The organism is Myroides gitamensis, assembly GCF_029894455.1.
In the GTDB taxonomy this organism is placed as follows: Bacteria; Bacteroidota; Bacteroidia; order Flavobacteriales; family Flavobacteriaceae; genus Flavobacterium; species Flavobacterium odoratum.
Genome location: NZ_JARYHN010000001.1, coordinates 3,371,759 through 3,397,679, shown reverse-complemented (window position 1 = coordinate 3,397,679; position 25,921 = coordinate 3,371,759). Strand labels below are relative to the sequence as shown.

25 protein-coding genes and 1 pseudogene are annotated in these 25,921 nt (G+C 35.5%); 9 read left to right on the top strand and 17 right to left on the bottom strand.

What is annotated here, in order from left to right; all coding sequences use genetic code 11:
• The 6 genes from M2306_RS15085 to M2306_RS15060 are packed head-to-tail and all read left to right on the top strand — an operon-like array spanning position 1 to position 7,061.
• Positions 1-1,632: a BatD family protein gene (locus tag M2306_RS15085; protein ID WP_259189192.1), complete on the top strand. Its 1,632-nt coding sequence runs from the start codon at positions 1-3 to the stop codon at positions 1,630-1,632.
• A gap of 2 nt (positions 1,633-1,634) precedes the next feature.
• Entirely contained in the window at positions 1,635-2,636 is a 1,002-nt protein-coding gene (locus M2306_RS15080; RefSeq protein WP_115092011.1) for a vWA domain-containing protein, read from the top strand.
• Between the two features lie 7 nt (positions 2,637-2,643).
• Entirely contained in the window at positions 2,644-3,675 is a 1,032-nt protein-coding gene (locus M2306_RS15075) for a vWA domain-containing protein (RefSeq protein WP_002988353.1), read from the top strand.
• Positions 3,676-3,695: 20 nt separating this feature from the next.
• The gene (locus M2306_RS15070; RefSeq protein WP_259189194.1) at positions 3,696-4,526 is read left to right on the top strand and encodes a tetratricopeptide repeat protein; all 831 of its coding nucleotides are present in this window, start codon (positions 3,696-3,698) and stop codon (positions 4,524-4,526) included.
• A 10-nt stretch (positions 4,527-4,536) separates the two neighbouring features.
• Positions 4,537-6,300 carry a BatD family protein gene (locus M2306_RS15065; RefSeq protein WP_115092014.1) on the top strand — a complete coding sequence of 588 codons (1,764 nt, stop codon included), beginning with the start codon at positions 4,537-4,539 and terminating at the stop codon, positions 6,298-6,300.
• Positions 6,300-7,061: a tetratricopeptide repeat protein gene (locus M2306_RS15060; RefSeq protein WP_115092015.1), complete on the top strand. Its 762-nt coding sequence runs from the start codon at positions 6,300-6,302 to the stop codon at positions 7,059-7,061. The genes M2306_RS15065 and M2306_RS15060 overlap by 1 nt, the downstream gene beginning before the upstream one ends.
• Here the strand turns inward: M2306_RS15060 and M2306_RS15055 are convergent.
• Positions 7,058-7,597 carry a CvpA family protein gene (locus M2306_RS15055; RefSeq protein ID WP_115092790.1) on the bottom strand — a complete coding sequence of 180 codons (540 nt, stop codon included), beginning with the start codon at positions 7,595-7,597 and terminating at the stop codon, positions 7,058-7,060. The two genes, M2306_RS15060 and M2306_RS15055, sit on opposite strands and share 4 nt — an antisense overlap.
• Positions 7,598-7,693: 96 nt before the next feature.
• Between M2306_RS15055 and M2306_RS15050 the strand changes: the two genes are divergently transcribed.
• Both M2306_RS15050 and pheS read left to right on the top strand, forming a co-directional pair.
• Positions 7,694-8,050, top strand: a complete 357-nt coding sequence (locus M2306_RS15050) for a hypothetical protein (RefSeq protein WP_002988365.1) — start codon at positions 7,694-7,696, stop codon at positions 8,048-8,050.
• 82 nt (positions 8,051-8,132) lie between these two features.
• Positions 8,133-9,149: a phenylalanine--tRNA ligase subunit alpha gene (pheS, locus tag M2306_RS15045; RefSeq protein WP_259189197.1), complete on the top strand. Its 1,017-nt coding sequence runs from the start codon at positions 8,133-8,135 to the stop codon at positions 9,147-9,149.
• A 95-nt stretch (positions 9,150-9,244) separates the two neighbouring features.
• On the opposite strand, the gene M2306_RS15040 is transcribed toward pheS, so the two are convergent.
• From M2306_RS15040 to M2306_RS15020, 5 genes are all read right to left on the bottom strand, one after another.
• Positions 9,245-11,731, bottom strand: coding sequence for a DUF5686 and carboxypeptidase regulatory-like domain-containing protein (locus M2306_RS15040; protein WP_259189199.1), 2,487 nt, complete (start codon positions 11,729-11,731; stop codon positions 9,245-9,247).
• Between the two features lie 186 nt (positions 11,732-11,917).
• A complete protein-coding gene (locus M2306_RS15035) occupies positions 11,918-12,628 on the bottom strand; it encodes a hypothetical protein (protein ID WP_259189200.1) in 711 nt (236 codons plus the stop codon).
• Positions 12,629-12,638: 10 nt separating this feature from the next.
• A complete protein-coding gene (locus M2306_RS15030) occupies positions 12,639-13,307 on the bottom strand; it encodes a hypothetical protein (protein ID WP_259189203.1) in 669 nt (222 codons plus the stop codon).
• Between the two features lie 85 nt (positions 13,308-13,392).
• Positions 13,393-14,040 (bottom strand): hypothetical protein, encoded by a 648-nt coding sequence (locus M2306_RS15025; RefSeq protein ID WP_259189204.1) that lies wholly within the window; start codon positions 14,038-14,040, stop codon positions 13,393-13,395.
• 27 nt (positions 14,041-14,067) lie between these two features.
• On the bottom strand, positions 14,068-14,403 hold the full coding sequence (locus M2306_RS15020) for a PadR family transcriptional regulator (RefSeq protein WP_259189205.1): 336 nt from the start codon (positions 14,401-14,403) through the stop codon (positions 14,068-14,070).
• 143 nt (positions 14,404-14,546) lie between these two features.
• Between M2306_RS15020 and M2306_RS15015 the strand changes: the two genes are divergently transcribed.
• Positions 14,547-15,599 carry a ferredoxin--NADP reductase gene (locus M2306_RS15015; RefSeq protein ID WP_259189206.1) on the top strand — a complete coding sequence of 351 codons (1,053 nt, stop codon included), beginning with the start codon at positions 14,547-14,549 and terminating at the stop codon, positions 15,597-15,599.
• 28 nt (positions 15,600-15,627) lie between these two features.
• Here M2306_RS15015 and M2306_RS15010 read toward each other — a convergent pair whose 3' ends face one another.
• The 11 genes and pseudogenes from M2306_RS15010 to M2306_RS14960 form a co-directional block, all read right to left on the bottom strand.
• A complete protein-coding gene (locus M2306_RS15010; RefSeq protein ID WP_115092023.1) occupies positions 15,628-16,176 on the bottom strand; it encodes a hypothetical protein in 549 nt (182 codons plus the stop codon).
• 148 nt (positions 16,177-16,324) lie between these two features.
• The gene (locus M2306_RS15005; RefSeq protein ID WP_115092024.1) at positions 16,325-16,885 is read right to left on the bottom strand and encodes a hypothetical protein; all 561 of its coding nucleotides are present in this window, start codon (positions 16,883-16,885) and stop codon (positions 16,325-16,327) included.
• A 113-nt stretch (positions 16,886-16,998) separates the two neighbouring features.
• Positions 16,999-17,526: a hypothetical protein gene (locus tag M2306_RS15000; protein ID WP_115092025.1), complete on the bottom strand. Its 528-nt coding sequence runs from the start codon at positions 17,524-17,526 to the stop codon at positions 16,999-17,001.
• 74 nt (positions 17,527-17,600) lie between these two features.
• Positions 17,601-18,932 carry an argininosuccinate lyase gene (gene argH / locus M2306_RS14995; RefSeq protein ID WP_259189208.1) on the bottom strand — a complete coding sequence of 444 codons (1,332 nt, stop codon included), beginning with the start codon at positions 18,930-18,932 and terminating at the stop codon, positions 17,601-17,603.
• A pseudogene (locus tag M2306_RS14990) lies at positions 18,933-19,995 on the bottom strand (M20 family metallo-hydrolase).
• 14 nt (positions 19,996-20,009) lie between these two features.
• Positions 20,010-20,789 (bottom strand): acetylglutamate kinase, encoded by a 780-nt coding sequence (gene argB / locus M2306_RS14985; protein ID WP_115092028.1) that lies wholly within the window; start codon positions 20,787-20,789, stop codon positions 20,010-20,012.
• A 2-nt stretch (positions 20,790-20,791) separates the two neighbouring features.
• The gene (locus M2306_RS14980) at positions 20,792-21,790 is read right to left on the bottom strand and encodes a Rossmann-fold NAD(P)-binding domain-containing protein (protein ID WP_259189211.1); all 999 of its coding nucleotides are present in this window, start codon (positions 21,788-21,790) and stop codon (positions 20,792-20,794) included.
• Positions 21,791-21,802: 12 nt separating this feature from the next.
• Entirely contained in the window at positions 21,803-22,942 is a 1,140-nt protein-coding gene (locus M2306_RS14975) for an aspartate aminotransferase family protein (RefSeq protein ID WP_115092030.1), read from the bottom strand.
• Between the two features lie 12 nt (positions 22,943-22,954).
• The gene (gene argC, locus M2306_RS14970; RefSeq protein ID WP_115092031.1) at positions 22,955-23,932 is read right to left on the bottom strand and encodes an N-acetyl-gamma-glutamyl-phosphate reductase; all 978 of its coding nucleotides are present in this window, start codon (positions 23,930-23,932) and stop codon (positions 22,955-22,957) included.
• Complete coding sequence (argG, locus tag M2306_RS14965) at positions 23,925-25,121, bottom strand: argininosuccinate synthase (RefSeq protein ID WP_259189212.1); 1,197 nt, start codon at positions 25,119-25,121, stop codon at positions 23,925-23,927. Before argG ends, argC begins: the two co-directional genes overlap by 8 nt.
• A gap of 19 nt (positions 25,122-25,140) precedes the next feature.
• The gene (locus M2306_RS14960) at positions 25,141-25,821 is read right to left on the bottom strand and encodes a GNAT family N-acetyltransferase (protein WP_259189213.1); all 681 of its coding nucleotides are present in this window, start codon (positions 25,819-25,821) and stop codon (positions 25,141-25,143) included.
• Between the last annotated feature and the right edge of the window lie 100 nt (positions 25,822-25,921).

Below are 25,921 nucleotides of genomic sequence, written 5' to 3'. Positions count from 1 at the left end.
ATGACACTGAATAGAACAAAATACAATCTTTTAAGCGTACTTATTCTTTTGTTATCATCTCAGTTGATGTTAGCTCAGTTACCTCTTGAAACAAAAGTAGATACCACCAACATTAAAATTGGGGAACCTATAAAATATAGCATTCGCGCTATTACGTCTAAGGATAGTAAAGTATTATTTCCCGAATCGGAAACATTAGGATCTCTAGAAATCTTAGATTCCTATCCCGTTGATACGATAAAAAAAGACAACTTCATTGAGTTAATCAAAATCTATGAATTAACGCAATTTGATGAGGGAAGTTTTACCATTCCGGAATTACCCGTTATCATTGATGCTAAGTTATTTAAGACAGATTCTATTCGCATCAATGTTCAAAATGTTGTTGTCGATACGTTAAAAACACCTTTATACGATATTAAGTCTATTTCAAAAGCAGGTGCGGCTCCTTCTACGAGCTGGTATTACCTTGCTTTTCTTCTTTTAGCAATCGCAATAGGGGTTGTTATTTACTTTATTATTAAAAAACTACAAGATAAAAATCTTACAGAAGACGATAAGTACAGTACTCCTTTTGAAAAAGCAGTAACCAAACTTAAGCAATTGGAAGAGAAACAGAATTGGACGCGTGGAGATGCAAAACCGTATTATTCTGAGATGACGGATATTGCTCGTGCCTTTATTGAAGATACCTTTGGTATTTCTGCTCGTGAGTTAACCACTTTTGAAACAGTCTCTATTTTAAAGAATACGTTACGCGATAAGGACGTCAAAATCGATCCTAAAATCATCAAAGAATTTAAGCGTGTTTTGGATACGGCTGACTTAGTAAAGTTCGCTAAATCACAACCTGCAGATAATGAAATTGTTGCAGATACGTCTAAAACACAGAATATCATTAATGAGATTAACACAGCTTATCCAATCTCTGCTGCTACTCAAACTGAACGCATTCGATTGAGAGAAGAGCGAAAAAGAAAGAGAAAGAGAGTGCGTTTTGGAATTCCAACCGCAATCTCGGCTGCATTAATCTTGTGTATTGGTATTGTTTATGTCATCAATATTACTTCAGAACAGAATCTGAGCCTATTTACATTTAACTCTTCTAAACGCCTCCTTCAACAAGAATGGATCAACAGTACATACGGAAGTGGTGTTGGACTAACGGTGAGTACGCCAGATGTATTGGTAAGAAAGAACGATCCAACAGTTGGCGATAGCGGAATTGATGGGATAGACAATATACAACAATTCAAAAGTGGTGAATTAGGTGATCCTATTTACATCACTCTGAGTACAATACAAACAGGAAAAGATTTCAAATACACGGAAGAAGAAATTATCGATCATTCGTTGAAGTTAATCATCAAGAATTATGACGTAGATAATATTGAATTATCTCACGAGAAATTCGAGAATGCTTCGGGCTTAACAGGATTAAAAGCCAAAGGGGATTTCACGCTGAAATTAGACAAAGGAAAAAATCAAAAAATAGCTTTTACTTGTGTATTAACGCACGAAAGTAAAACCGTTTTAAATCAAGTATGGGTATTCCACCATGCAGAAGATCAATATGCTGATGAGATTACTGAAAAAGTTTTTGATTCGATGCAATACAAACAAGAACAGTAACTATGAGAAACGCAACCTTTTTACATCCTGAATTCTTTTGGTTGTTTCTACTATTACCTCTTGTTATCTTCATTTGGTATAGAAACAGAAAGAGACAAAAGGCAACTATTAAATTCAGTTCAATAGCACCTTTTACGGGGCATTCATCGCTTTTAGTTCGCTTATTGCCCCTGTCTATTGTACTAAAAACAGTAGCCCTGAGTGCACTTATTGTTGCCTTGGCACGACCACAAGTGATTAGTGTAGACCATCAAATACACTCTACACATGGAATTGATATTGTAATGGCAATGGATATTTCTGGGAGTATGTTAGCTCGAGATTTGAAACCCAATCGTTTGGAAGCCTTAAAAGAAGTAGCTGCGGACTTCGTAGGTCAACGTGTAGCTGATCGCATCGGAATTGTGATTTACGCTGCAGAGGCCTATACGAAAACGCCCGTAACTAGTGATAAAACCTTGCTTTTAAATTCACTTCGAGATATTAAGTACTCGGATGATTTACGAGATGGAACGGCAATTGGTGTGGGATTAACCACCGCTATTAACCGTATAAAAACGAGTCCTGCGAAAAGTAAAATTATCATTTTACTAACGGATGGGGTCAATAATACAGGAACTGTTGATCCTTTAATGGCAACTCAAATTGCCAAAGAATTCAACATTAAAATTTACACGATTGGAATAGGAACGAACGGATTAGCAGAATCTCCTGTAGGATATGGTCCTAATGGTGAGTTACGTTATGAAAAAATTCCTGTTGAATTGGATGAAGAATTAATGAAGACTATTGCCAAAGAAACAGGAGGGCAATATTTTAGAGCTACCAATACGCAAAGCCTTAAAAATATATACGACGAAATCAATCAGCTAGAAAAAACAAAAATAGATGAGCAGAAGTATGTCAATACAGAAGAAAAATTCAGATTATTTGCTCTTCTTGCTTTTATCTTATTAGCATTAGATTTTATTCTAAGTAAAACACTTTTTAGAGGATTTATTTAATAGCATTATGTGGGAATTAGATGACAAAAAATATTTTCTTTTATTACTTGCAATAGCAGTTATTGCTTTGCTCGTGCTATGGGAAATACTATGGAAAAAGAAAGTGCAAAAAACGTTTGCAACACCGAAGGCACTGCAAGCGTTAGCTCCAAATAAATCTGCAAATAAATCCATTATCAAAGCGGGTTTATATGTAGCTGCCTTAATTTGTATCATATTTGCACTTGTCAATCCAAAAATTGGTACACGCATTGTTACGGTAAAAAGACAAGGGGTTGATATTGTTTTCACACTTGACGTTTCCAAGAGTATGCTTGCACAAGATATGGCTCCTGATCGTTTGGCGAAGATGAAACAATTAACTTCACAAATTATCAATAGCCTCGGGCCTGATCGTATTGGAATTGTAGGGTATGCAGGCAGTGCATTTCCTATGTTGCCAATTACAACTGATCACTATGCAGCCAAGATGTATTTACAATCCATGAATACAGATATGGTTTCTTCTCAAGGAACAGCCTTAGAAGATGCCATTCATGTGGCAAGTAATTACTTTGACAACCCTAGAACAAGTAAGGTGATGATCCTTATTTCAGATGGGGAAGATCACGGAGAAGGTGTAGATTCATCAATCGAAATAGCAAAAGAAAAAAACATCAAGATTATTACTATTGGTGTTGGAACAGAAAAAGGAGGCCCTATTCCTATTAAAACGGCAAAGGGCATTGAATATAAAAGAGATTGGGACAATGAGATTGTTATCACTAAATTGGACCCATCCACGTTGAAACACATTGCAGATGCAACTGGAGGAAAATACTTTTATGGATCAAATACACAAGAAATTGTAGATCTAATTACAAATGAGCTCAACAAAATTGAAAAAACGGATTTCGAATCCCAACAAATAGCTGAATTTCAATCCCAATTTCAATGGTTTTTAGGATTAGCTTTTTTACTCATTTGTATTGATTTATTCATTCTTGAACGCAAAACGAGTTGGATGAAGAAATTAAATCTCTTCAATGAAAAAGAATAATGCTTATAGTTAGTAGAAAAATGAAACATATATATTTGACCTTTGGATTGGTTCTTTTCGCTTCGCTGTCTGCTTGGGCACAATCAGCAGGTCGCGCTTTAACTGTAGGAAATGAAACCTATGAACACAAGCAATTCACTCAAGCTGAAGCGGCTTATCGTATTGCCTCATCCAAGAGCGACAAAAAGGAAACACCAACCTATAATTTAGGGAATAGTCTTATTCGCCAGAAGCAGAATAAAGAGGCGATTTCAGCCTATAATAAAGCGATTAAAGAAGCTACGACTAAAACAGCCAAGCATCAAGCTTATCACAACTTAGGTAATGCTTATATGGCTGAAAAGAACTATAAAGCAGCGGAGCAAGCCTATAAAAATGCCTTGCGCAATAATCCAAAAGATGATGAAACGCGTTATAACTATGCCGTTGCGAAAAAACTAAACGAAGAAAATCCTCAAGACGATCAGAATAAGGACAATCAAGATCAGGACAACCAGGATAATCAACAAAATCAAGACAAAAACCAAGATCAGAACCAGGACAAAAATCAGGATGACAACAAGCAGAATGATAAAGGGGACGATAAAAAAGACGACAAGAAAGATCAAGGAGACAATAAAGACGATAAAAACGATAAAGACAACAAGGATAATAAAGATCAAAATAAGGATCAAAAGCCGAATCCACAGCAGCAGAAACAGCAACAAAGCAAAGAGCAAATGGAGCGTATATTAGATGCGGTGAATCGCGATGAACAAGCGGTACAACAACGTTTGATTGACAAGAATAAAAAAGGAGATAAAAAAGGCGAAGCACAAGGGGTATCAACACAACGTAAAAAAGATTGGTAAGCTTTAAATTATGAAAACATTACACCTGTATATTGTATTGGTTTGTGTCCTTTTCACACAATCTTTAGCTGCACAAGCAACTTTTGAGGCGAGTGTAAATAAGGATCAAGTGCCTTTAAATGACGTTATTCAGATTGAATTTACCATGAATAGTGATGGAGATAATTTTCGTTCTCCGAATTTTGAAGGATTTAATGTTGTTGGTGGACCAAATAGCTCGGTTAGTTATGCTTGGATGAATGGAAAAAAATCCTTTAAAAAATCGTTCTCTTATCTTTTACAACCCAAGAGAAAAGGAAAGATAACCATTGGTAAAGCAAGCATTGTGATGGATGGGGAAACGTATACCACCAATCCCATCACCATTACAGTTACAGATGCTGTTGAACGACAAGATCCTCGTCAACAGATGCATCAAATGCAACAAGGGTCTTTAGATAAAGTTCACTTAGTTGCTGAAGTTTCAAAGACTAAGCCTTTCATCAATGAGCCCGTTTCCATTGTATACAAATTGTATTTTAATACAACCGTCGGTGGTTATCGTGGCAATCAAATCCCTACATACGATAAATTCTGGACGTATAATATTGAAATGCCACAACGTCCTGAACTAAAACAAGGAAAATACAAAGGGGAAATGTACAATTACGTTGTCTTGAAACAAGATATTATCATGGCTCAAGAAGTAGGTAAACAAGTTATTAAACCCCTCTCCTTAACCGTTCAAGTTGAAGTACCAACAGGACGTCGAGATTTCTTTGGTTTTCCGGAATATGGTTTAGTAGAAAAAGAATTCAGTACACAAGCCATTACCATTGATGCACAAGAGCTACCACAAAAAGACAGACCTGCAAACTTCTCTGGAGGGGTTGGTGATTTCTCCTTCAAAGTAAAACCTTCTACTACGGAGTTAAAAGCGGGTGAGCCTTTATATTTAACTGTTAGCGTTTCTGGAAAGGGAAACCTCAACCTAGTTACGCTTCCTACACCCGTTGCACATTCTGCATTAGAGGTATATGACCCTCAATATTCAGAAAAATTAAACCCTACAGCTGCTGGTTTACAAGGAAACAGAACCAATAAATACACGATAATTCCACAATATAAAGGGGAGTACAACATTGATCCGATGGAATTTTCGTATTTCGATTTGGCGTCAAAACAATATAAAACGATTACGACCGATACCTTAAAGATTCATGTTCTAGATGGTCCAATGTTGCCAACAAATAAAGAAGTTGCTGGTGCAGATCACACAGATGATCAGGAACTTTTCCAAAAGAACAAAAAGACATTGACCTTTATCGAATCGAAACAACCAACGTATTGGAATACGTCTTTGTTCTATTTCTTATTGTTAGCTCCTCTAGTCATTATGCCGTTATTCGTGATTGGAACTCGATTGAAAGAGGCTAAAGCCAACGATGTTGAAGGAAATAGATTAAAGAGAAACAATCGATTAGCGAAGAAATACCTAGGCGAAGCGAAAAAGAATATGAATAACAAAGCGTTATTTTACGAAGCTTTAGAGCGTTGTCTACATAATTTCTTAAAGGCTAAATTGAATATGGAAACTAGCGAAATGAGCAATGATAATATCACTGAGATTTTGCAAGAGAAATCCATTACGCCAGCCGCTATTGATTCTTTTATGAACCTTAAAAATGCTTGTGAGTGGGCGCGTTATACGCCAACGGATCAAGTAGATATAGTCAAAGATTACGAAACAGCCATTGATGTAATTGATCAATTGGAAAAACAATTTAAATCCTAATGAAAAAACTAACTTTCTATCTTGTTTTTGCCTTGTTGGGGGTATGTAGTTACGCCCAAACTACGGATTGGCAGAAGTCTTTTGACAAAGTGAATGAAACTTTTCAGAAGGAACATTTCAAAGAGGCTATTGAAGGCTACCTGGCATTGGCAAACATCCATGACAATTCACCAGAATTGTATTTTAATTTGGCTAACGCCTATTTTAAAACTGGAGATTATGTCCATGCGGCTTACTACTATGAAAAGACCTTGAAATTGAATCCCTCTATGCAAGAGGCGAAAACCAATTTGAATTTTACCAAAGAACATTTAGAAGATGATATTACCATCATTCAGGAATATGAAAAGGCTGATATTGTACATCAATCATTGGGTAAATTATCCATTGATGGATGGGCTATTGCAGCCACACTGTCTAGTATTGCATTACTCTTGTGTTTTATTGTCTATTTTATCAATCACAATAGCACAATCAAGCGTCTCTTATTTGTTGGTATGATTCTTAGTGTTGTTCTTGGTTTAGGAAGTCTATATGCAGCATCTTTTGAAAGCAATTATAAAAGTAATAGCACGGCTGCACTCATATTTGCAGCCAAAACAGACCTCAAAGAAGATGCGAAGACAACCTCAGCAACACTCAAGGAATTGCACAAAGGAACTAAAGTATTCCTCCTAGAAGAAAAAGGATTATGGATGAAAGTCCGATTAGAAAATCAAGAAATTGGTTGGATTAACAAAGATGTTATTCGCGAAATTTAAATAGATTCAGGCGTAGGTGTTTGCAAAACATCTACGCTTTTTTCAAATAAGTGCTTCACCATTTCAAATAAACTCGGAAAGATATGCTCTGATACAAACAGGTATATGCTATAACTTTTTGATGAAGCTAACGTTTCTGGGCCGATGATACGGATGCTGTTGTTTATTTGATCCATCACTGCATACACTAGGCTCATCATCAGAATAACAACTAAGATCTGGAACAAAGCCCCCAACATTCGATTAAAAAAGCCTAAAAAAGCCGCTTCAAAGATTTTCGTGGTGATTTGCGCTGCCAATCGCACGGCTAATATGGCCAATACAAATGCAATTACAAAAGACAGTACAGGTAAAAAGCTCGATTCCCATCCCCATTTATGTTGAAGAAAATCTTTGACTACATTGGAAAATTTTAAAGCTCCCATCGTACCAATCAACAGGGACAAGAAGGCCACAACGGATACAAAAAAACCGTTTTTAAACCCTTTAAATACACCAAAAGCCAAAGCTAATAAAACCAAAATATCTAGTATCATGCTATCCATAATTTATAATCCCCTAAATTATTATTTTTTCTATAAATCTGCATCATAAGTAAATTGTATCTTTGTTTCATTCAAACAAACAACAAGATGGCAAGAGATGAACAATTAAAAAAAAGGTGGGACGATGTGGTACAAAAGATATCTACCCGCTTTGGTGATGGGGAAGTCCTCGATCTAGAATCAATCATCTATCTTATTGGCGTTCAAGAACTCGGTAAAATTAAAAAACGATATAAAAAAGACGATAAAGTTAATTTAATGCATATCGCAATATGCCGCCTACTTGAGCCCTACGGATATTATGAATTTGATCATTATGACAATGACGGATGGCCGCATTACAATGTAAAAGAACATTTACCTGCGTTGCGAGCAGGAGAACAAAGTGTTTTAATGAAAGAAGCAATTGTGCATTATTTCTTAGAGCTAAAATATATAGATTAAAACACGGATAAATAAAAATTTAGCATGCTTTAATTTTATGTCTAAATGAAAAGCAGTAAATTTGCCTTTTACTTTACTTAAAATGATAGATAAGATAAAAGAATACATTGGGGAGGCAGAACAATTCCAAACCGATAACAAAGAACAATTAGAAGCTTTTAGAATTAAGTTCCTTTCGAAGAAGGGGATTTTAAATGAATTATTTGCCTACTTTAAAACCGTTCCTAACGATCAGAAAAAGGAATTTGGTCAGGCGATTAATACACTAAAAAGCGCCATTGAAACTAAAGTAAAAACCATTCAAGAGGAAATAGAGTCTAAGAATGTACAAGGATTATATGGCGATTTAACGCGTCCTGGTTATCCTACATCAATCGGATCAAGACACCCTATTTCACTTGTAAAAAATCAAATTGTTGATATTTTTAACAGTATTGGTTTTACTATTTCTGAAGGTCCAGAAATTGAAGACGATTGGCATAACTTCTCTGCCTTGAACTTTCCTGACTATCACCCAGCGCGTGATATGCAAGATTCATTCTTTGTGCAGTCGAATCCACAACATTTATTACGCACGCATACTTCATCAGTACAAGCGCGCTATATGGAGGATCATAAACCGCCTTTGCGTACAATTTCTCCAGGACGTGTATTCCGAAATGAAGATATTTCGTCTCGTTCTCATTGTATCTTCCATCAAGTAGAAGGATTATACATTGATAAAGACGTGTCTTTTGCTGATTTAAAACAAACTTTACTATACTTTACCAAAGAAATGTTTGGTAAGTCTAAGATTCGCTTACGTCCTTCGTATTTCCCTTTTACTGAGCCAAGTGCTGAAGTAGATATTTACTGGGGATTAAAAACGGAAGTGGATTACAGAATCACAAAAGGAACAGGTTGGTTAGAGATTATGGGATGTGGTATGGTTGATCCAAACGTATTGACCAATTGTAACATTGATGCAAATGAATATAGTGGATTTGCCTTTGGTATGGGAATCGAGCGTATTGCTATGTTGTTATATCAAATCAGCGATATTCGTATGTTCTACGAGAACGATGTTCGCTTCTTAGAGCAATTCAAATCAAACTTCTAATATAGACAAAAGCCCGATACAATTGTATCGGGCTTTTTTTTGGATTGTCCACGTAATAAACTAAATTCCTTTCCAATCCAAATATCAAACTAACGCTAAAAGTCTTTCTTAAATCCAAACATGAAGCCGTCCTTAAAGAAATTGCTTCCTTGGTAGGCACGTACATAATCTACACGGAAACCTTTCATGCTTCCAAAACCAATATTAGACAAGCCCACAGTAAATTCTTGATAGGCTTTTGTATCTGATACGATAGCATTGTGATACCCTGCAACAACATTCCATCCTGTCCATTTCAACAAGGGTAAGCGATTCATAATAAATCCTTTGAAGTTGTATTCCATATGCATTTCCGCATATGATTTATTGGTACTTAAACTATAGTAAGGCAATAGATTAAACGAACTCATTCGATCATTCTCTATATTTAAATGGGTTTGGTTTCCTGTAAAATGTTTGCGATCTACATACGAAATATCATCTGCATTAAAGAAATGTCCTCCTTTAAGGTTATACGAAAACGCTCCTTTATTACCCAATGAAATATCTTGCGCAATACCTGCAGTAACCAAATCGTAATTATAACCATTAAGATTCCCATTGAATGCTTTTTCGTACCCCACGTTGATTTTTGGATAACTTGTATTTGGAATATACCAACGATCTTCTGGATAAGAAACATACTTCATCCCCAATCGAATCGTAGCACCAAGGCGGAACTTGTACAAATGGTGTAGTTCAATTGGCGCGCTTAAATCATTTAACGGGTTTGTAGGATCATTTGAGGTATACGCTCTACTTCCGGTATAGAAAGAACCATTCGCGTTATTAAACAACGGTTTTCGTTGCTCATACCCTACTTCTGTAGTCAAAGCTAACGCTTCATCCATAAATTTCCCTTGATATCCTACATAAGCATTTTCATTGTTGTAATACTTGGCAAAGTTTTTTCTGAACAACAACGAGAACAAACTATTAAATTGTTCACTGATATTATCCTTGTGGAACTGCTCTATTTTTGTACCTCCTTTTACATAGAACAAGGATTTATGTACATCATTCAATCGGTGGCTTACACTTCCATACGCTCTAAAACGTTCAGAAGCAAAACCATAATTTATATTCAATCCAGCACGTGTATATGATTTTTTATCTTTCCCATAGAAAGTTGCGCCAAAATTGGTTCCCATATAGAATCCTTGAACCGTATTAAACCCAATTTTATCTAACTCAATTAAACCATTATAATTAAAAGTAAAACGCTCGCTTTTACTTTTGTAATTATAACCCGTTAAAGGAGATAAAACTTCAAAGCGATTGTGAGCCATGCGTAGACTGTCTTTATATTGAGGAGAGTCTTTAATTTCGCGGATGCTATCTTTAAAATGATAATCTTGAACTTCTTCAGTCGTTAATGGATACAAACGGTGATTGACCCAGAAATCATCTTCTTTTTTATTAGCATCTTTCGCAAAAGAAAGCACTTCCTTACCAAAATCAGCTCTCGTAAAGTTAGGTGTAAAATTATAGTTATTGAATACACTCAAAAACGTTCCTTGCCCTTTGAATCCAAACAATCCAATTAGCATATCCAATGTTTGAGAACGCTTCACCCAAGTTTGGTTGGCTTGATTAAAGAAGAAGTTCTGACTAATCGCTATTTCATCTATAAAAGGTTGTTGCAAGCTAACACCTGTTACGGTTAAGTCAACTCCATATAGGGCTGCAGAGGTATCCACAATATAGATGTCACCATAAAATACGGGTTGATTTTTCACTTTAGGCGTAACTTTAATCTTATTGATTACTACCCCATTATCTTTAAAGGTTGCTTCTAAGCTATACTTATAAAAAGCAAAGGCTTGCTTCGCGATTGGAGAGACTAATTGAGCATCGAAATCAGCGACTTTCAATTGGTCTTCATAGAAATCATAGAACGATTCATCCGCCGTATTAAAGCTATATCCATTATTGTTTCCGCTAATTTTAGAAGCGACAATATGCTCTTTTAACTGGTTGGGTTTTTGGTATTTTAACTCCGATACGGTTTCCGACAAATAGAGAATCCCTTGTCCAAGAGAATCTATTCCAGCTGCCTTATCTCCGTTAATCAACACTTTATCTTGTGCAAATTTGGGAATTTTCAAACTCTTAATCAGTCCTTTTGAATAAAAGTCTGCGGCAAAAGTAGCCATTCCTTTTGTATTTTGCGCCTTATTAGCAATAGCTCTGCGAATAATATCATCGGCAGGGTTTTTACCCACTTTGATTACAATATCATCCAGCTGAAATTCTTCTTCTTGTAAAACAATATCCACAGTCAAGGGCTGTCCTTGATACGTTACTTTTTTACGCTCCGTTTTATAGCCTAAAAACTGAAAAACAAGTGTAAAATCTCCCTGATTTTTGGGTTTAATCTCATACACTCCTTTGTCGTTACTTATCGCTCCTTGCTGGGTTTGTTCCAGAATTACTGTAGCATAACTAATTGGTTTTCCTTCTTGATCTACTATCGTTCCCTTTATTTGTGCAAAAGAAACTAGTGATAAAAAGCACAAAAACAAGGTGAATCGTTGTTTCATACTCTATTTTTTTTGGTTGATATAGAATAAGACGCTACTCTACCCTTTCTGTTACATCTTCCCTTCATTTTCCAAATTTAAAGTATAAAAAAAACGACTGTAAAACAGTCGTTTAGTATATTAAATCGCATGGTATTTTTGAGGTAATTCGAGGATTTCTTTCTGAAGAAATGCTTCTCATCGACTTTATAGGTTTACTAGTTTCTTTTTCTGTTCATTTAAGTCATGCCAAATTTTGGGAACAATAATTGCTTTTAGTATATAAACATACAATAGGGTTATTGTAACTAACAAAACGGATAATATCGACATACTCGTATGAGTTCCAGTACTAGAATCCCGGGGCATAATCAATTGAATTTCAAGAAAAGTAATGATATAATAAGGCCAAACTTCTAAATTGAATAAGACAGAATGCAACAACCATTTCTTCTCTTTTCGTTTTTCTCTTTCTCTTCTAGCGCGATATAATTTCACGCATTGGAAACCCATAAATAACAAACCTAAACCGAGTAAAACATCCTCTACAAGCTGTAAATTTAAGCTTGATACATTCCTTGTTACTACATAAATCAACAAAAACAAAGCAAGAGAAACAATTATTTTAGGCAAGGTAAAAAACTCCTTAAGCAACTTGAAACTTGCTTTATAGTAGACATTACTTAATTTATTAATCTTTTGATCCACAACATCGCTAAACCCATAAACACCAAACTTCTTAAAGGCTCTATCTAGTGCGAGATCAAAAGATAATTGGGTATCCTCTTGCCATTGTGCTTCAATGTCATTCGCTAAATGATCGACCAATTCTAATTCCACATCATAAAACTCAACATAATGTTGACGTACAAAAATGTGTAATTGTTCTATTTCTTGTAAAGTAATCTTTCTTTCCATACCAACCATTTTATGTGAACTTCCATTTAATTTGGTACAATTTTTCTTTTTGGTAATCCAAACGCCAATGTACCATGTAGAATAGCATTACAAATCCGATGAAGAGATAGATATATAAAAACAACTCTCCCATCGAAATAAACTTCATTTGACTAAGCAACGGCATTATAATAAATACACTCTGTACCCATCCAAGTCTTTTAAACTCCACTCTAAGAAAAGTACCCGTTGCGGTGTACAAAGGAATCTCCTTTACTAAACCACGATTGATGATATACAAGATTCCTATCCCTACATAGAGTGTAAGTAATGCTCCCAATCCCCATAGCATATCAGTATCCAAGTCAGTAAAACGGAAAAAGAAACTAGCGATAACTAAGGTAGTTAATGCTCCAAATAAACAAGCTTTAGCTCCTCGTTTTACTCGTTCTTTGGTCCATTGCTGTGCAATAAACTTAGGTATACCTCTAAAGAAGAATTTCGATGGTTTTAATGTAGCATCCCATTTAGCAATGACATGAACGAAGGCTACTTCATAAGTTTTATCTTGCATTTGTTCTTCTATATCATTGGCCATGTGATCCACTACTTCTGCACGAATATCAATATAATACAAGCGATAGTGTTCCATTAAAAATTGGTCAATATGCTGAATTTGAGATGTTGTTAAGTTTTTCATTTTTCAACTATAGCATTACATAATTTTTATTTTTCTGTTTTTAAGTAGCTATCTTAAGAAACAACTACCTGTTTATCAGTTAAACTCATTTTATTTTGGCTATTTTTAATTTTTGATACTTACTATAGGTTCTGAATCGATATAGTAAATACGTATTAAGTAAGAAATAATAAATTACCAGTATTTCTAAACTACTTGTCCCTATATCCCAAGCAAAATAAAACGTTTGTATTCCAACTAAAGCTGCTCCACTTTGAAGCAACACAACTAGAGATTTACTTTTGAAAAAATCATAGCGATAATCTTGTAATCCTTTTAACTCTTGATAAATTAGAACCACTCCAACAGCATTAATTACAAACAATGAATACAAAACAAGCTGTAAATCAAAAACTAAATATTTCTCGCTTACGATGAGAATCAAACCGAATAACAAAGCAAAACCCAATAGTTTAATTTCTGTTTTTTTATACGTAGCATTTATTTGATCCAAAATAAAGTGAGGAATTCCTTTATAAAACCCCTTTGTATTAGACAGTAACTTTACATTCCACTTTCTAAAAACAAGGATTGTTGCTTCCTCATAAGGTTCTCCTTGCTCCATTAATTCCTCAATATCACAAGCAATATGATCGAGAAGTTCCGATCTGAATTCCTCGTATTTCAACTCATACTTTTGGCGTAATCTTTCGTCAATAGTCTGAATCTGTAGGGGAGTCAACTTAATCATCATTTTTAAATTGTATTAAATAAAAGAAGGTTAGGTCAACTTTAGATTGACAATATTTTGCATATTTCGAATGAAGTTTTCTAGCTCCTCCATTTTGTTTGTTGTTTCCGTTACCCCACTTTCAGTCAATTTGTAATACTTTCTTACTCTTCCATCTACGCGTTCCATATCTACATCTAAAAAGCCATCTGCTTCTAGCTTATGTAAGGCCGGATATAGCGCACCTTCTGTTAAACTCATTTCGCCAGTCGTAATTTCTTTTACCTTCTGTGTGATTTCATATCCATACATTCGACCATTTTCAGCCAATAGCTTCATAATAATGGTATTCAAACTTCCTTTATATAATTGTTGCTGCTTTGCCATACATAAGATTATTAGGTATACAAATATAGTGTTTTTTCAATACCTATAACATTTAGGTATAATATTTTTAGTTAAACCGAGAAGTAAAACTTCCTTTTACTCCAAGGGTTTTGTATTTTTGCGAACTTAAACAGAACTAAACGATGTCAAGATTCAACAAATTAACGGTAAAAGAGATTCGTAGAGAAACTCCAAATGCGGTATCTATTGTATTTGATATTCCTGCAGCATTACAATCAGATTATAAGTTTGTTGCTGGTCAATACCTCAACATCAGATATGAGCATGATGGCAAAGAAATAAGACGTGCTTATTCGATTTGTTCTACGCCTGAGAGCGGAGAAATTCGCATTGTAGTCAAAAAAGTAGAGCAGGGATTATTTTCCGTATATGCCAATGATGTGTTGAAAGAAGGAGATCAGTTAGAAGTAGATACCCCTGAAGGGCGTTTCACGTTTACACCAGATGCTGGAGCGACAAATAACTATGCTGCTTTTGCTGCAGGTAGTGGTATTACACCTGTTATGTCAATCTTACAGACTGTTTTAACCGAAGAGCCTAACAGTAAATTTGTATTAGTTTATGGTAATAAGACAGCGGAGGAGACTATTTTCCATACGCAATTACACCTACTACAAGAAAAATACCCAGAACAGTTGTATGTGCATTTTGTTTATTCGAGAATGAGAGAAAACGATTCTCTTTTTGGACGCATTGACAAAGCTGCTATTAACTTTGTAGTCAATAACAAACATCAGGATAAAACCTTTGCGAACTATTTCTTATGTGGACCTGAAGCGATGATTGATGTTGTAAGTGAAACCTTACAATCCAAAGGAATAGCAAAAGATCATATTTTATTTGAGATCTTCACGCCAAATACGGATGGAAACAATCCAGTGGAAGTAGGAGGTGGAAGTACAAAAGTAACGGTAATTGTTGATGATGAAGAATCTACTTTTGAAATGCCTAAAAGTCAAGCATTATTAAATGGAGTTTTAGAAGCAGGTATTGACGCTCCATATTCTTGTCAAGGAGGTATTTGTAGCTCTTGTATGTGTAGAGTTACCAAAGGTTCTGCAACGATGAAACGCAATAGTATTCTTACTGATGAAGAAGTTGAAGAAGGTCTAATCTTATCGTGTCAAGCGATTGTTACATCCGATGAAATTCATATTAATTACGATGATATTTAATAAAAAAGGAAGCAATGAGCTTCCTTTTTTATTTTTTAAAATATAAATATACTTTCTCATTAGGATCTTCTCTTTTATAGGTTGACATTCGATCTTCTATACGCAAATATTCTCCCTGAAAACCAATTTCTAGAATTCCTTTGAAAATCCGCTTCTCTAAAATTATAGGTCCCCTATCTGGAATAATTCCATTTCTAATTGTAGTAAATAATTCTCCTTCATTAATTAGGCTAGTTTCGGTAAAAAAACTAGAATTTGTTGTCTCACATCCTAATGGTCCAATTTGATACTTTATATAACCAAAATTTAAATTAGCTAATGTTTTTTCTTCCATGGGACTAAAATATTCCGAAGCACGACAAGATGTTGAACCTGGAATTAACAGACTCGTTTTGGCATTTCCAACCTTAATTCCTGCGTAATAAAAAACATTTTTACTAATGTCATCCAAATTCTTTAGTTTAGTATATGCCAAATCAAAAATAGGATCAAACTCATCTTTATTATCGTCCGATTTTGAACAAGAAAAAATTAAAACACTAATTATTAAAACTAAAATTTGTCTATTCTTCTTCATATCTGTTATATTGTTGTTCTTAGCAATCAAAACTCCTTCTTATATATTATACACACACTAAATAGAAGAAATTAAAAAACACTAAATTATGCTTTAATTCAAAATATTCTACAATAAAAATTACACTATTTACTCTTCATTACTCTTCTTATTTTTTAAAATACAAATATACTTTCTCATTAGGATCTTCTCTTTTATAGGTTGACATTCGATCTTCTATACGCAAATATTCTCCCTGAAAACCAATTTCTAGAATTCCTTTGAAACTTCGTTCCTGTAAAACAATTTTGATATTAAGCGGATTAGAATCATCGATATACCCATCTCGAATTGTTGTAAATAACTGTCCTTCCCCTACTAAACTCGTTTCAGAAAAAAAAGATGAATTTGTTACTTTACACCCAATTTCTCCATCTTGATATTTAATATAAGTAAAATCAACGCTTGGATACAAAGGATCAAATAATGGTCCAAAATATTCTGATGCTCGACAAGACATGGAACCAGGAATTAACAAACTCGTTTTAGAATTTCCAACCTTAACTCCAGCGTAATAAAAAACATTTTTACTAATGTCATCTAAATTCTTTAGTTTAGTATATGTTAAATCAAAAATAGGATCAAACTCATCTTTATTATCGTCCGATTTTGAACAAGAAAAAATTAAAATACTAATTAATAAAACTAAAAATTGTCTGTTCTTTTTCATATCTGTTATATTGTTATTCTTAGCAATCAAAACTCCTCTTTATATAATACAAACACTAAATTATGATTTGACTCAAAATATTCTAAAATAGAAATTACACCATTTACTTTTCATTATTCTCTTTCTTTTTTAAAATATAAATAGACTTTTTCATTGGGGTCCATTCGTTGATAATCCGATATTTGATCCTCAATACGCAGATATTCACCTTGAAAACCAATCTCTAAAATCCCTTTAAACAATCTATTGCTATATTGATCTCTTATTGTTGTAAAGATTTTTCCTGTTTCTATCAATTTATTTTCTTCAAACGTATGCATAGCGTATTGAAAACATCCAAAACTTCCCTCTATATAAAATGCATATTCTAATTTATCTAAAATTCCTTCTTTTGTTTTACTAAGAGACAAAAAATCATGAGATCTACATGCCTTTGAATTCTTAATTAACATACTTGCCTTTCTTCCTTCGGCTTTAAAGCCCGCATAATAATAACCTTGTATATTGAGTTCATCAAAACTATTCAAAGGAACATAGGCCAGTGAAAAAACATCCAGTTCATCCACTGAATCATCATCGCTTTTTGAACAAGAAAATAGCAACAGACACAAAGCAATTAGTAAAGTTTGGTTTATTAACATACAACGTTTATTTAATTAACATAAATTTAAACAAAAAAACTTAGGAAACAAATCCTAAGTCTTTTTACAATCTATCACAACACTAAACGTACTAGTTTATTCTTCACTTGATCAAACCCAAAGATTTGATATACGGCATCAAATACTACCTTTATTTCTTCATTCATCAAATTACCAATGCTTCCCTGATGCGTATGTTCTACTTCCTTCGTAGGTTGATACTGTCCATCCTCAATGGCTAAGCCAATTGTTTTATAGGCTTCTCTAAAAGGTGTTCCATTTAAAACTAACTGGTTAACAACCTCAACACTAAACAAGTAATCATATTTTGAATCAGATAGAATATCTGAATTAATCGCTATGTTTTCTAACATCAATTGAGTCATTTCTAAACATTCTTTCAATGAAGTAAAAGCGGGAAATAGATTCTCTTTCAACAATTGCAAATCCCTGTGATATCCCGCAGGTAGATTTGTTGTCATCAAAGCAATTTCATTAGGTAATGCTTGAATCTTATTACATCTTGAACGAATTAATTCTAAAACATCAGGATTTTTTTTATGTGGCATAATACTCGATCCTGTCGTTAAATGATCTGGAAATCCGATAAACTTATAATTCTGTCCCATGTACAAACAACAATCCATCGCCCATTTCGCCAAAGTAGCAGCAATAGAACTCAATCCTTGAGCCAAGATACGCTCACTTTTTCCTCTTCCCATTTGAGCATAAACCACATTGTAATTCATAGACTGAAATCCCAATAAATCAGTGGTCATTTGTCTATCTAAAGGAAAAGATGAACCATACCCTGCTGCCGAACCTAGTGGATTTTTGTTCACCACTTTCCAAGCAGCTAACATGAGTTCCAAATCATCCACCAAACTCTCTGCATAAGCACCAAACCAAAGACCAAAAGAAGAAGGCATGGCGATTTGCAAATGCGTATACCCTGGCATTAATACTGCTTTGTGCTGATTGCTCAAACGTTGAAATGTCTCGAATACACTTTTTACAAGCTGCACAACCGCTTCAATTTCATGACGAAAGTACAGCTTTAAATCCACCAACACTTGGTCATTTCTCGAACGTCCTGCATGGATTTTTTTTCCTGCTTCACCAATTCTTCTTGTGAGCAATAACTCGATCTGAGAGTGAATATCTTCTACCTCCTCTTCTATTTGAAATTTACCTTGAATAATTTCTTGGTAAATTACTTTCAATTCATTCTGAATCAGTGCTAACTCTTCCTCTGTTAACAACCCAATATGCTGTAACATCTGAGTATGCGCTAAAGAACCTAGTACATCAAAAGGAGCTAGATTTAGATCTAAGATTCTATCTTGTCCAACCGTAAACGCATCTACTGCTTGATTTACGGTTGTATTTTTTTGCCATAACTTCATTTACTTCACGATTTGGTTTAACATTTCGATATACAGAGAGATTCCTTCTTCGATTTCACTAATATATACAAATTCATCTGCGGTATGCGATCGAGCAGAATCTCCAGGGCCACATTTCAACGAAGGAATCGCTAATAGTGCTTGATCACTTGTTGTTGGCGATCCATAGGTTGTACGCCCCAATTGGATACCTGCTTGGACAATCGGATGGTCTTTCGCAATTGAAGAAGGTTTTAAAACGAGTAGAACGCGCGTTTACCTCGCAATTCACGTGTTCCTTGATAATAGCTAAGACTTCTTCATTTGTATAGGCATCCGTAACGCGAACATCAACAACAAATTCACAGGTTGCTGGTACAACATTGTGTTGTGTTCCTGCCTGAATCAGAGTTACACTCATCTTAATCGGACCAAATTCCTCCGATACTTTTGGAAATTGATATGTTGTGAACCATTCAATATCGGGCATTGCTCTCAAGATAGCATTATCTCCCTCATTTCGAGCTGCATGTCCTGAACGTCCATGCGCTACACAATCTACTACCATCAACCCACGTTCTGCTACTGCTAACTGCATTTGCGTTGGCTCTCCAACAATAGCGAAGTCAAGTGCTCCTAATTTTGGAATCACGTACTCTAATCCATCGGTTCCTGATATTTCCTCTTCTGCTGTTGCTGCAATGCAAAAATTATAGTTCAAATGTTCCTGTTCATAGAAATATAAAAAAGTAGCTAACAACGAAACTAAACATCCTCCTGCATCATTGCTTCCAAGTCCATAAAGTTTCCCCTCTATAATTTCAGGATGAAAAGGATCTCGGGTATAATCTTTATTTGGGCGAACGGTATCATGATGCGAATTCAACAAAATAGTAGGTTTGCTCGCATCATAGTGCTTATTAAACGCCCAAACATTATGTAAATCACGATGAATAGCGACCTGATGCTGTAAGAGAAATTGTGCAATGAGTTCTGCTGTCTCCCCCTCTTCTTTACTAAATGATGGCGTTGCAATCAGCTTTTGTAATAAAGCTATAGCTTCTATCGTTAGTTCTTTTTTCATTTCTTATTTTGTATTTATTGACTGATGATGGTACCTGCCGTTGGCTTTAAAAGATCTTGAGCCGACTTGATACAAACTTGATGTACCTTTTGCTCAACTGCTGCTAAAGCATTCGCTATTTTAGGTAACATGCCATCCGAAATAACACCGTCATTTTTTAATTGATTAAAATTCGCAGGATGAATCTGAGGAATAACCGAGTTCTCATCCTTTCTATCGCGCAATACACCTTGATGTTCAAAACAATAAACCAATTCTACCTGATAGTGTGTTGCTAAGGAAATGGCTAGGTTTGAAGCGATTGTATCTGCATTTGTATTTAACAATTGTCCTTCTTGGTCAGCTGTAATAGCCGAGAATACAGGGCAAAGCCCTAATTCTAAAAATTGTTTTAAACGTACAATATTGACATCTTGAGGAGTAAAATCTCCCACAAAACCATAATCAATCGGTTCTATGGCGCGTTTATGACTCAGTATGAGTTGTGCATCTGCTCCAGATACACCTAAAGCATCACATTGATAATGCTGCAACTGAGCAACAATTTGTTTATTTATGAGTCCTGCATAAACCATAACAGTAACTGGCAACATCACTTCAGAAGTAATCCTTCTTCCCTCCACTATTTCAGTAGAAATAGCCAATTCTACAGCTAATTTAGTAGCAAGTTTTCCTCCACCATGCACCAAAATCTTAGGTGTATTGATTTTCGCAAAAGCTTGTAAGAAATCGTTCAATGCCTTATCGTCATCTACAATATTTCCGCCAATTTTAATTACTGTTAGTTTTTGCATCCTTATTTATTTTTCAACATTTCTTGTAAAACGGCTTGTGCAGCCCACACTCTATTTCCTGCTTCTTCTATCACAATAGCATGTTCACTATCTAATACTTCAGCAGCAATAACTAAATCTCGTCTTACGGGTAAACAGTGCATCACTTTGGCTTGATTGGTTTCCTTCAAATGATCTAACGTTAGCATCCATGAAGCATCTGTACAAGTAATTTGTCCATAATTCTCATAGCTCGACCAATTCTTTACATAGATAAAATCTGCGTCTTGTAAAGCTTCCTTTTGATTCGTCGTTATTGTAGCCCCTTGTGTAAATTCTTCTTTCAAAGCGTATCCTTCTGGGTGAGTAATAACAAAATCAAGCAACCCGTCTTTTTCTGCCTGAATCATCCATTCTGCAAATGAATTGGGAACTGCTTGAGGGAGCGCTTTGACATGCGGTGCCCAAGTCAACACCACTTTAGGTTTCATTTCTTGGGGAATATATTGTTTTTTTACCTCATCATAGTGATAATTTCCTTTTTCAATAATAGTCAAAAGGTCGGTAAAGCTCTGTAACGGATGTCTTGTAGCGCTTTCTAAACTCACCACAGGTTTACCACAATATTGAGCAAACTTTTGAAATAGCTCTTCACTATAATCTTCAGTTGCATCTTGTAAACCTGGAAAAGAGCGCAAGCCCAAAATATCACAGTATTCCCCCATCACAGCAGCTGCTTCCCTGATGTGCTCCGCTGTATTGCCGTCCATGACAACTCCGTCTTTTGTTTCTAAAGCCCAACCATCAGACGTCATATTCATCACCATCACCTGCATGCCCAATTGCATGGCTGCCTTTTGCGTGCTCATTCTCGTTCTGAGACTTGGATTTAAAAACACCAATCCAATTACTTTGTGTTTTCCTAACGCTTCATTTTGAAACGGATTAGCCTTACAAGCTAAAGCGGTCTTCACTGCTTCAGACAAAGAAGGAATATCGTGTACTGAAAAAAATTGTTTCATTGGTTTGTGTTTTTAATACTGTTGTAATCTTTTACTGAACTTCTCTAAAAATAAATCTGCATCTGTTTCGCTCAAGGTCAACGCAGGTAGCAAGCGAATCACATTCGGACTTGCATTTCCGGTAAAAATGTGGTCTTTCAGCAAAAGGTCTTGACGGAAATTTTTTAGTTCAGGTGCAAAATCAATGCCAATCATCAATCCTTTTCCTCTAACTTCTTGTATTTTATCCAGTTTTTTCAATTCTGCCAATAGGTAATCTCCTGTTTTTTTAGCGTGAAGTAACAATTGGTCTTGTTGCATCACCTCTAAAACGGCTAATGCAGCGGCACAAGCTAAATGATTCCCACCAAATGTTGTTCCCAATTGCCCATGCCAAGGTTTGAACACCGAAGCTAAAGCAATAGCTCCAATCGGAAATCCATTCCCCATTCCTTTAGCCATTGTATAGATATCCGCTTGTATTCCTTCATCATTAACTGCATAAAAAGACCCGGTTCTACCATAGCCACACTGAATTTCATCTGCGATAAAAACAGCACCATATTGTGTCGTTAAGGTTCTTATTTGCTGTAAAAAAGAAGCCGTGGCTACTTGAATTCCTCCAACCCCTTGGATTCCTTCAATAATTACTGCAGCAACTTCATTTCCATAGGTTGCAAATGCATTTTCTAACGCATTTTCATCGTTAAATGGCAAGAAAATAATATTTTCTGTTTCATTCACTGGGGCTACAATTTTTGCATTATCTGTTGCTGCAACGGCCAATGAAGTTCTCCCGTGAAACGCCTTTTCAAAAGCAATGACTTTTTTTCTTCCCGTATGAAAAGAAGCAATTTTCAAGGCATTTTCATTCGCCTCTGCTCCAGAGTTACACAAAAACAATTGATAATCTTCTAATCCTGATACTTCTCCCAGCAACGTTGCTACTTGATGTTGTAAGGGAATTTCAATCGAATTAGAGTAAAATCCAATTTGATCCAACTGCTTCTTTAAACGTTCAACATAATGAGGATGAGTATGTCCGATAGAAATAACAGCATGCCCACCATATAGATCTAAATAAACTTGTCCGTTTTTATCCCAAACATAACTTCCCTGTCCTTTGACAATCTCAATCGGATTCAAAGGATATATATCATATAATTTCATCATAATTTATCTTGTTTAAAAAGCAGATGCTTTAAGGTTTAATCCTGTTTTTTCTTCTAAACCGAAAAGGAGGTTCATATTTTGAACCGCTTGGCCTGAAGCTCCTTTCAATAGGTTATCCAGTGTGCTTGTAATTAGCACATCGTTATGGTGTTTTTCAACTGAAATTAGGCATTTGTTGGTGTTTATTACTTGTTTAAGATGAATCGCTTCTTCACTAAAATGAGTGAAAGGATGAGATTCATAGTATTGGGTATACATCGTTTGTAATGCTGTTAAGCTCAAGGTAGATTCCAAGATAGCGCTAACAAATATTCCTCTCGCAAAATCGCCCCGTTCAGGTATAAACTTGAGGGCAGTCTTCGTCTCAGGTTGCAATTGATGTAGACTTTCTCCTATCTCACCTAAATGCTGATGAGTAAATGCCTTATACACCGATAGATTATTGGCTCTCCAACTAAAATGAGAAGTAGAAGCTAAGCCTTGTCCTGCTCCTGTTGATCCAGTAACTGCTTGTATATGCACGGTACTAGGCAAAGCTTGTTGAGCGGCTAAAGGCAATAAGGCCAATTGAATTGCTGTGGCAAAACAACCTGGATTCGCAATATAGTTTGCCTTTTTCAGCTGTTCTCTATTCAATTCTGGCAATCCGTAAACAAAAGGATTATCGTCCTTTTTCAATCTAAAATCTTGACTTAGGTCGATTATTTTAACTGATTTTCCAAATGCATACTCTTGTAGAAATACGCTGGAATCTCCATGTCCTAAACACAAGAAAACAAGATCAATATCCTGATTTAAATCCGCAGTAAACACCATATTAGTATCGCCAAATAAATCAGTATGTATGGTATAAATTGGTTTATTCGCCTGACTATTAGAATGAACAAATACCAGTTCAACAGCAGGGTGATTCAGTAACAGACGAAGAAGCTCTCCTCCTGTGTAACCTGCTCCTCCAACAATACCTACTTTAATTTTATCCTTATTCATCTTGCTGTTGATTTACTTTATGCCAGATCATTACTTGATTGCCAAATATTTTCGAAAATCCCTTAACGTCTTCTCCGGTCCAAGCATTATTCATCTCTCCATAACTACCAAAAGCATTAGACATCAGGTCATTTTTAGATTCTATTCCCTGTATAATAAAACGATGGGGATGCAATTCTACCCACACTTTTCCATTCACCGTTTGTTGTGTACTAGACAGAAAAGCTTCTAAATCGCGCATCACAGGGTCATGAAATTGTCCTTCATGAAGGTAATTCCCGTAAAACGTGCCCAATTGCTCTTTCCAACTTAATTGCCATTTGGTAAGGGTGTGCTTTTCAAGTGTGTGATGTGCTTTCACTAAAATAAGTGGTGCTGCAGCCTCAAAGCCCACTCTCCCTTTAATTCCAATAATAGTATCTCCAACGTGAATATCTCTACCAATACCGAAAGGTTGTGCAAGATCTTGTAATTGTTGGATGACTTCAGTAGGGGTCATTTGAACACCATTTAAGGCGATCGGTTCTCCGTGCGCAAACACAATTTCAACAACCGTCGGGGTTGTTTTGCTCACTGGAGTTGGCCAAGCTTCTTCTGGTAAATATAGATTAGAAGTTAAGGTTTCTTTACCTCCTACTGAAGTTCCCCACAATCCTTTGTTAATAGAATATTTTGCTTTCTCAGCATTTATTTCGACACCATGTTTGGCTAAATAGTCAATCTCTTCCTCTCTGCTTAATTTTAAATCGCGAATCGGCGTGATAATGTCTATCGCAGGAATTAAGATATTGAAAATCATATCAAAACGCACCTGATCATTTCCTGCACCCGTACTACCATGTGCTACGGCAGTAGCCTTTATTTTCTTAGCATAATTCGCAATAGCTGTAGCTTGACAAACACGCTCTGCACTAACAGATAAAGGATAGGTTGCATTTTTTAATACATTTCCAAATATCAAGTATTTTACACAAGCCTCGTAATACGCTTGCGTTTCATCAATTGTTGTATGAGAAGCCACACCCAAATTGTAGGCTTTGGCTTCAATCTCTTTTAACTCCTCTTCAGAAAAACCACCTGTATTTACCACTACAGAGTGTACTTCATATCCCAATTCTTCTTTGAGGTAAATGACGCAGAAACTCGTATCTAATCCACCACTAAAAGCTAAAACTATTTTTTTGTTCATCCTGTTCCGGTTTAAAAATTTAAAATAGATGTGTTTTCTTTACTGTTTGCTTAATTTTCATTTGCAGTCGCTTCAGTAAAGAGTACTTCTTCTGCATTTCTTTTAATCGTTCTTTGGCTTTTGTTTTTTGGTCTATCTTAGTTCGAAGCTCTTTTTCTTTTTCTACGGGATCCCAAAGCATAGAGGTACACAAACAATTTTTGTGTTCTTTACTCTGCAAAATGGAGAAGTTGATACAACTCTCACAACCTTTCCAAAAAGACTCATCCTGTGTAAGTTCAGAGTAAGGAACGGGTTCATAACCAAGGTCAGAATTGATTTTCATTACAGCTAGCCCAGTTGTTAATCCGAAGATTTTTGCTTGAGGGTATTGGGTTCTCGAGAGTTCAAAAATTCGCTTTTTAATTGCTTTGGCGAGGCCTTCCTTTCTGAATATGGGATTGACAATCAACCCAGAGTTGGCAACATATTCACCATGACTCCATGTCTCGATATAACAAAATCCAGCCCAAGTTCCGTCTTGATGTAAAGCAATAACGGCTTTACCTTCCAGCATTTTGTTTGCTACATATTCGGGTTTTCTCCTAGCAATTCCCGTACCACGTGCTTGGGCAGAAAGAGCCATTTCATCGCATATTTGTGCAGCATAACCAACGTGTGTTTCGTTCGCTGGTATAACGATAAACTGATTTGAATTCATCTCAAAAACAGATAGTTAGAATTAAACAAAGTCAAAAATAGCACCTGCTAAAACGCATGAACCTCTCTTTCAATCTCGTTGAAATACATTAAAATTTGAT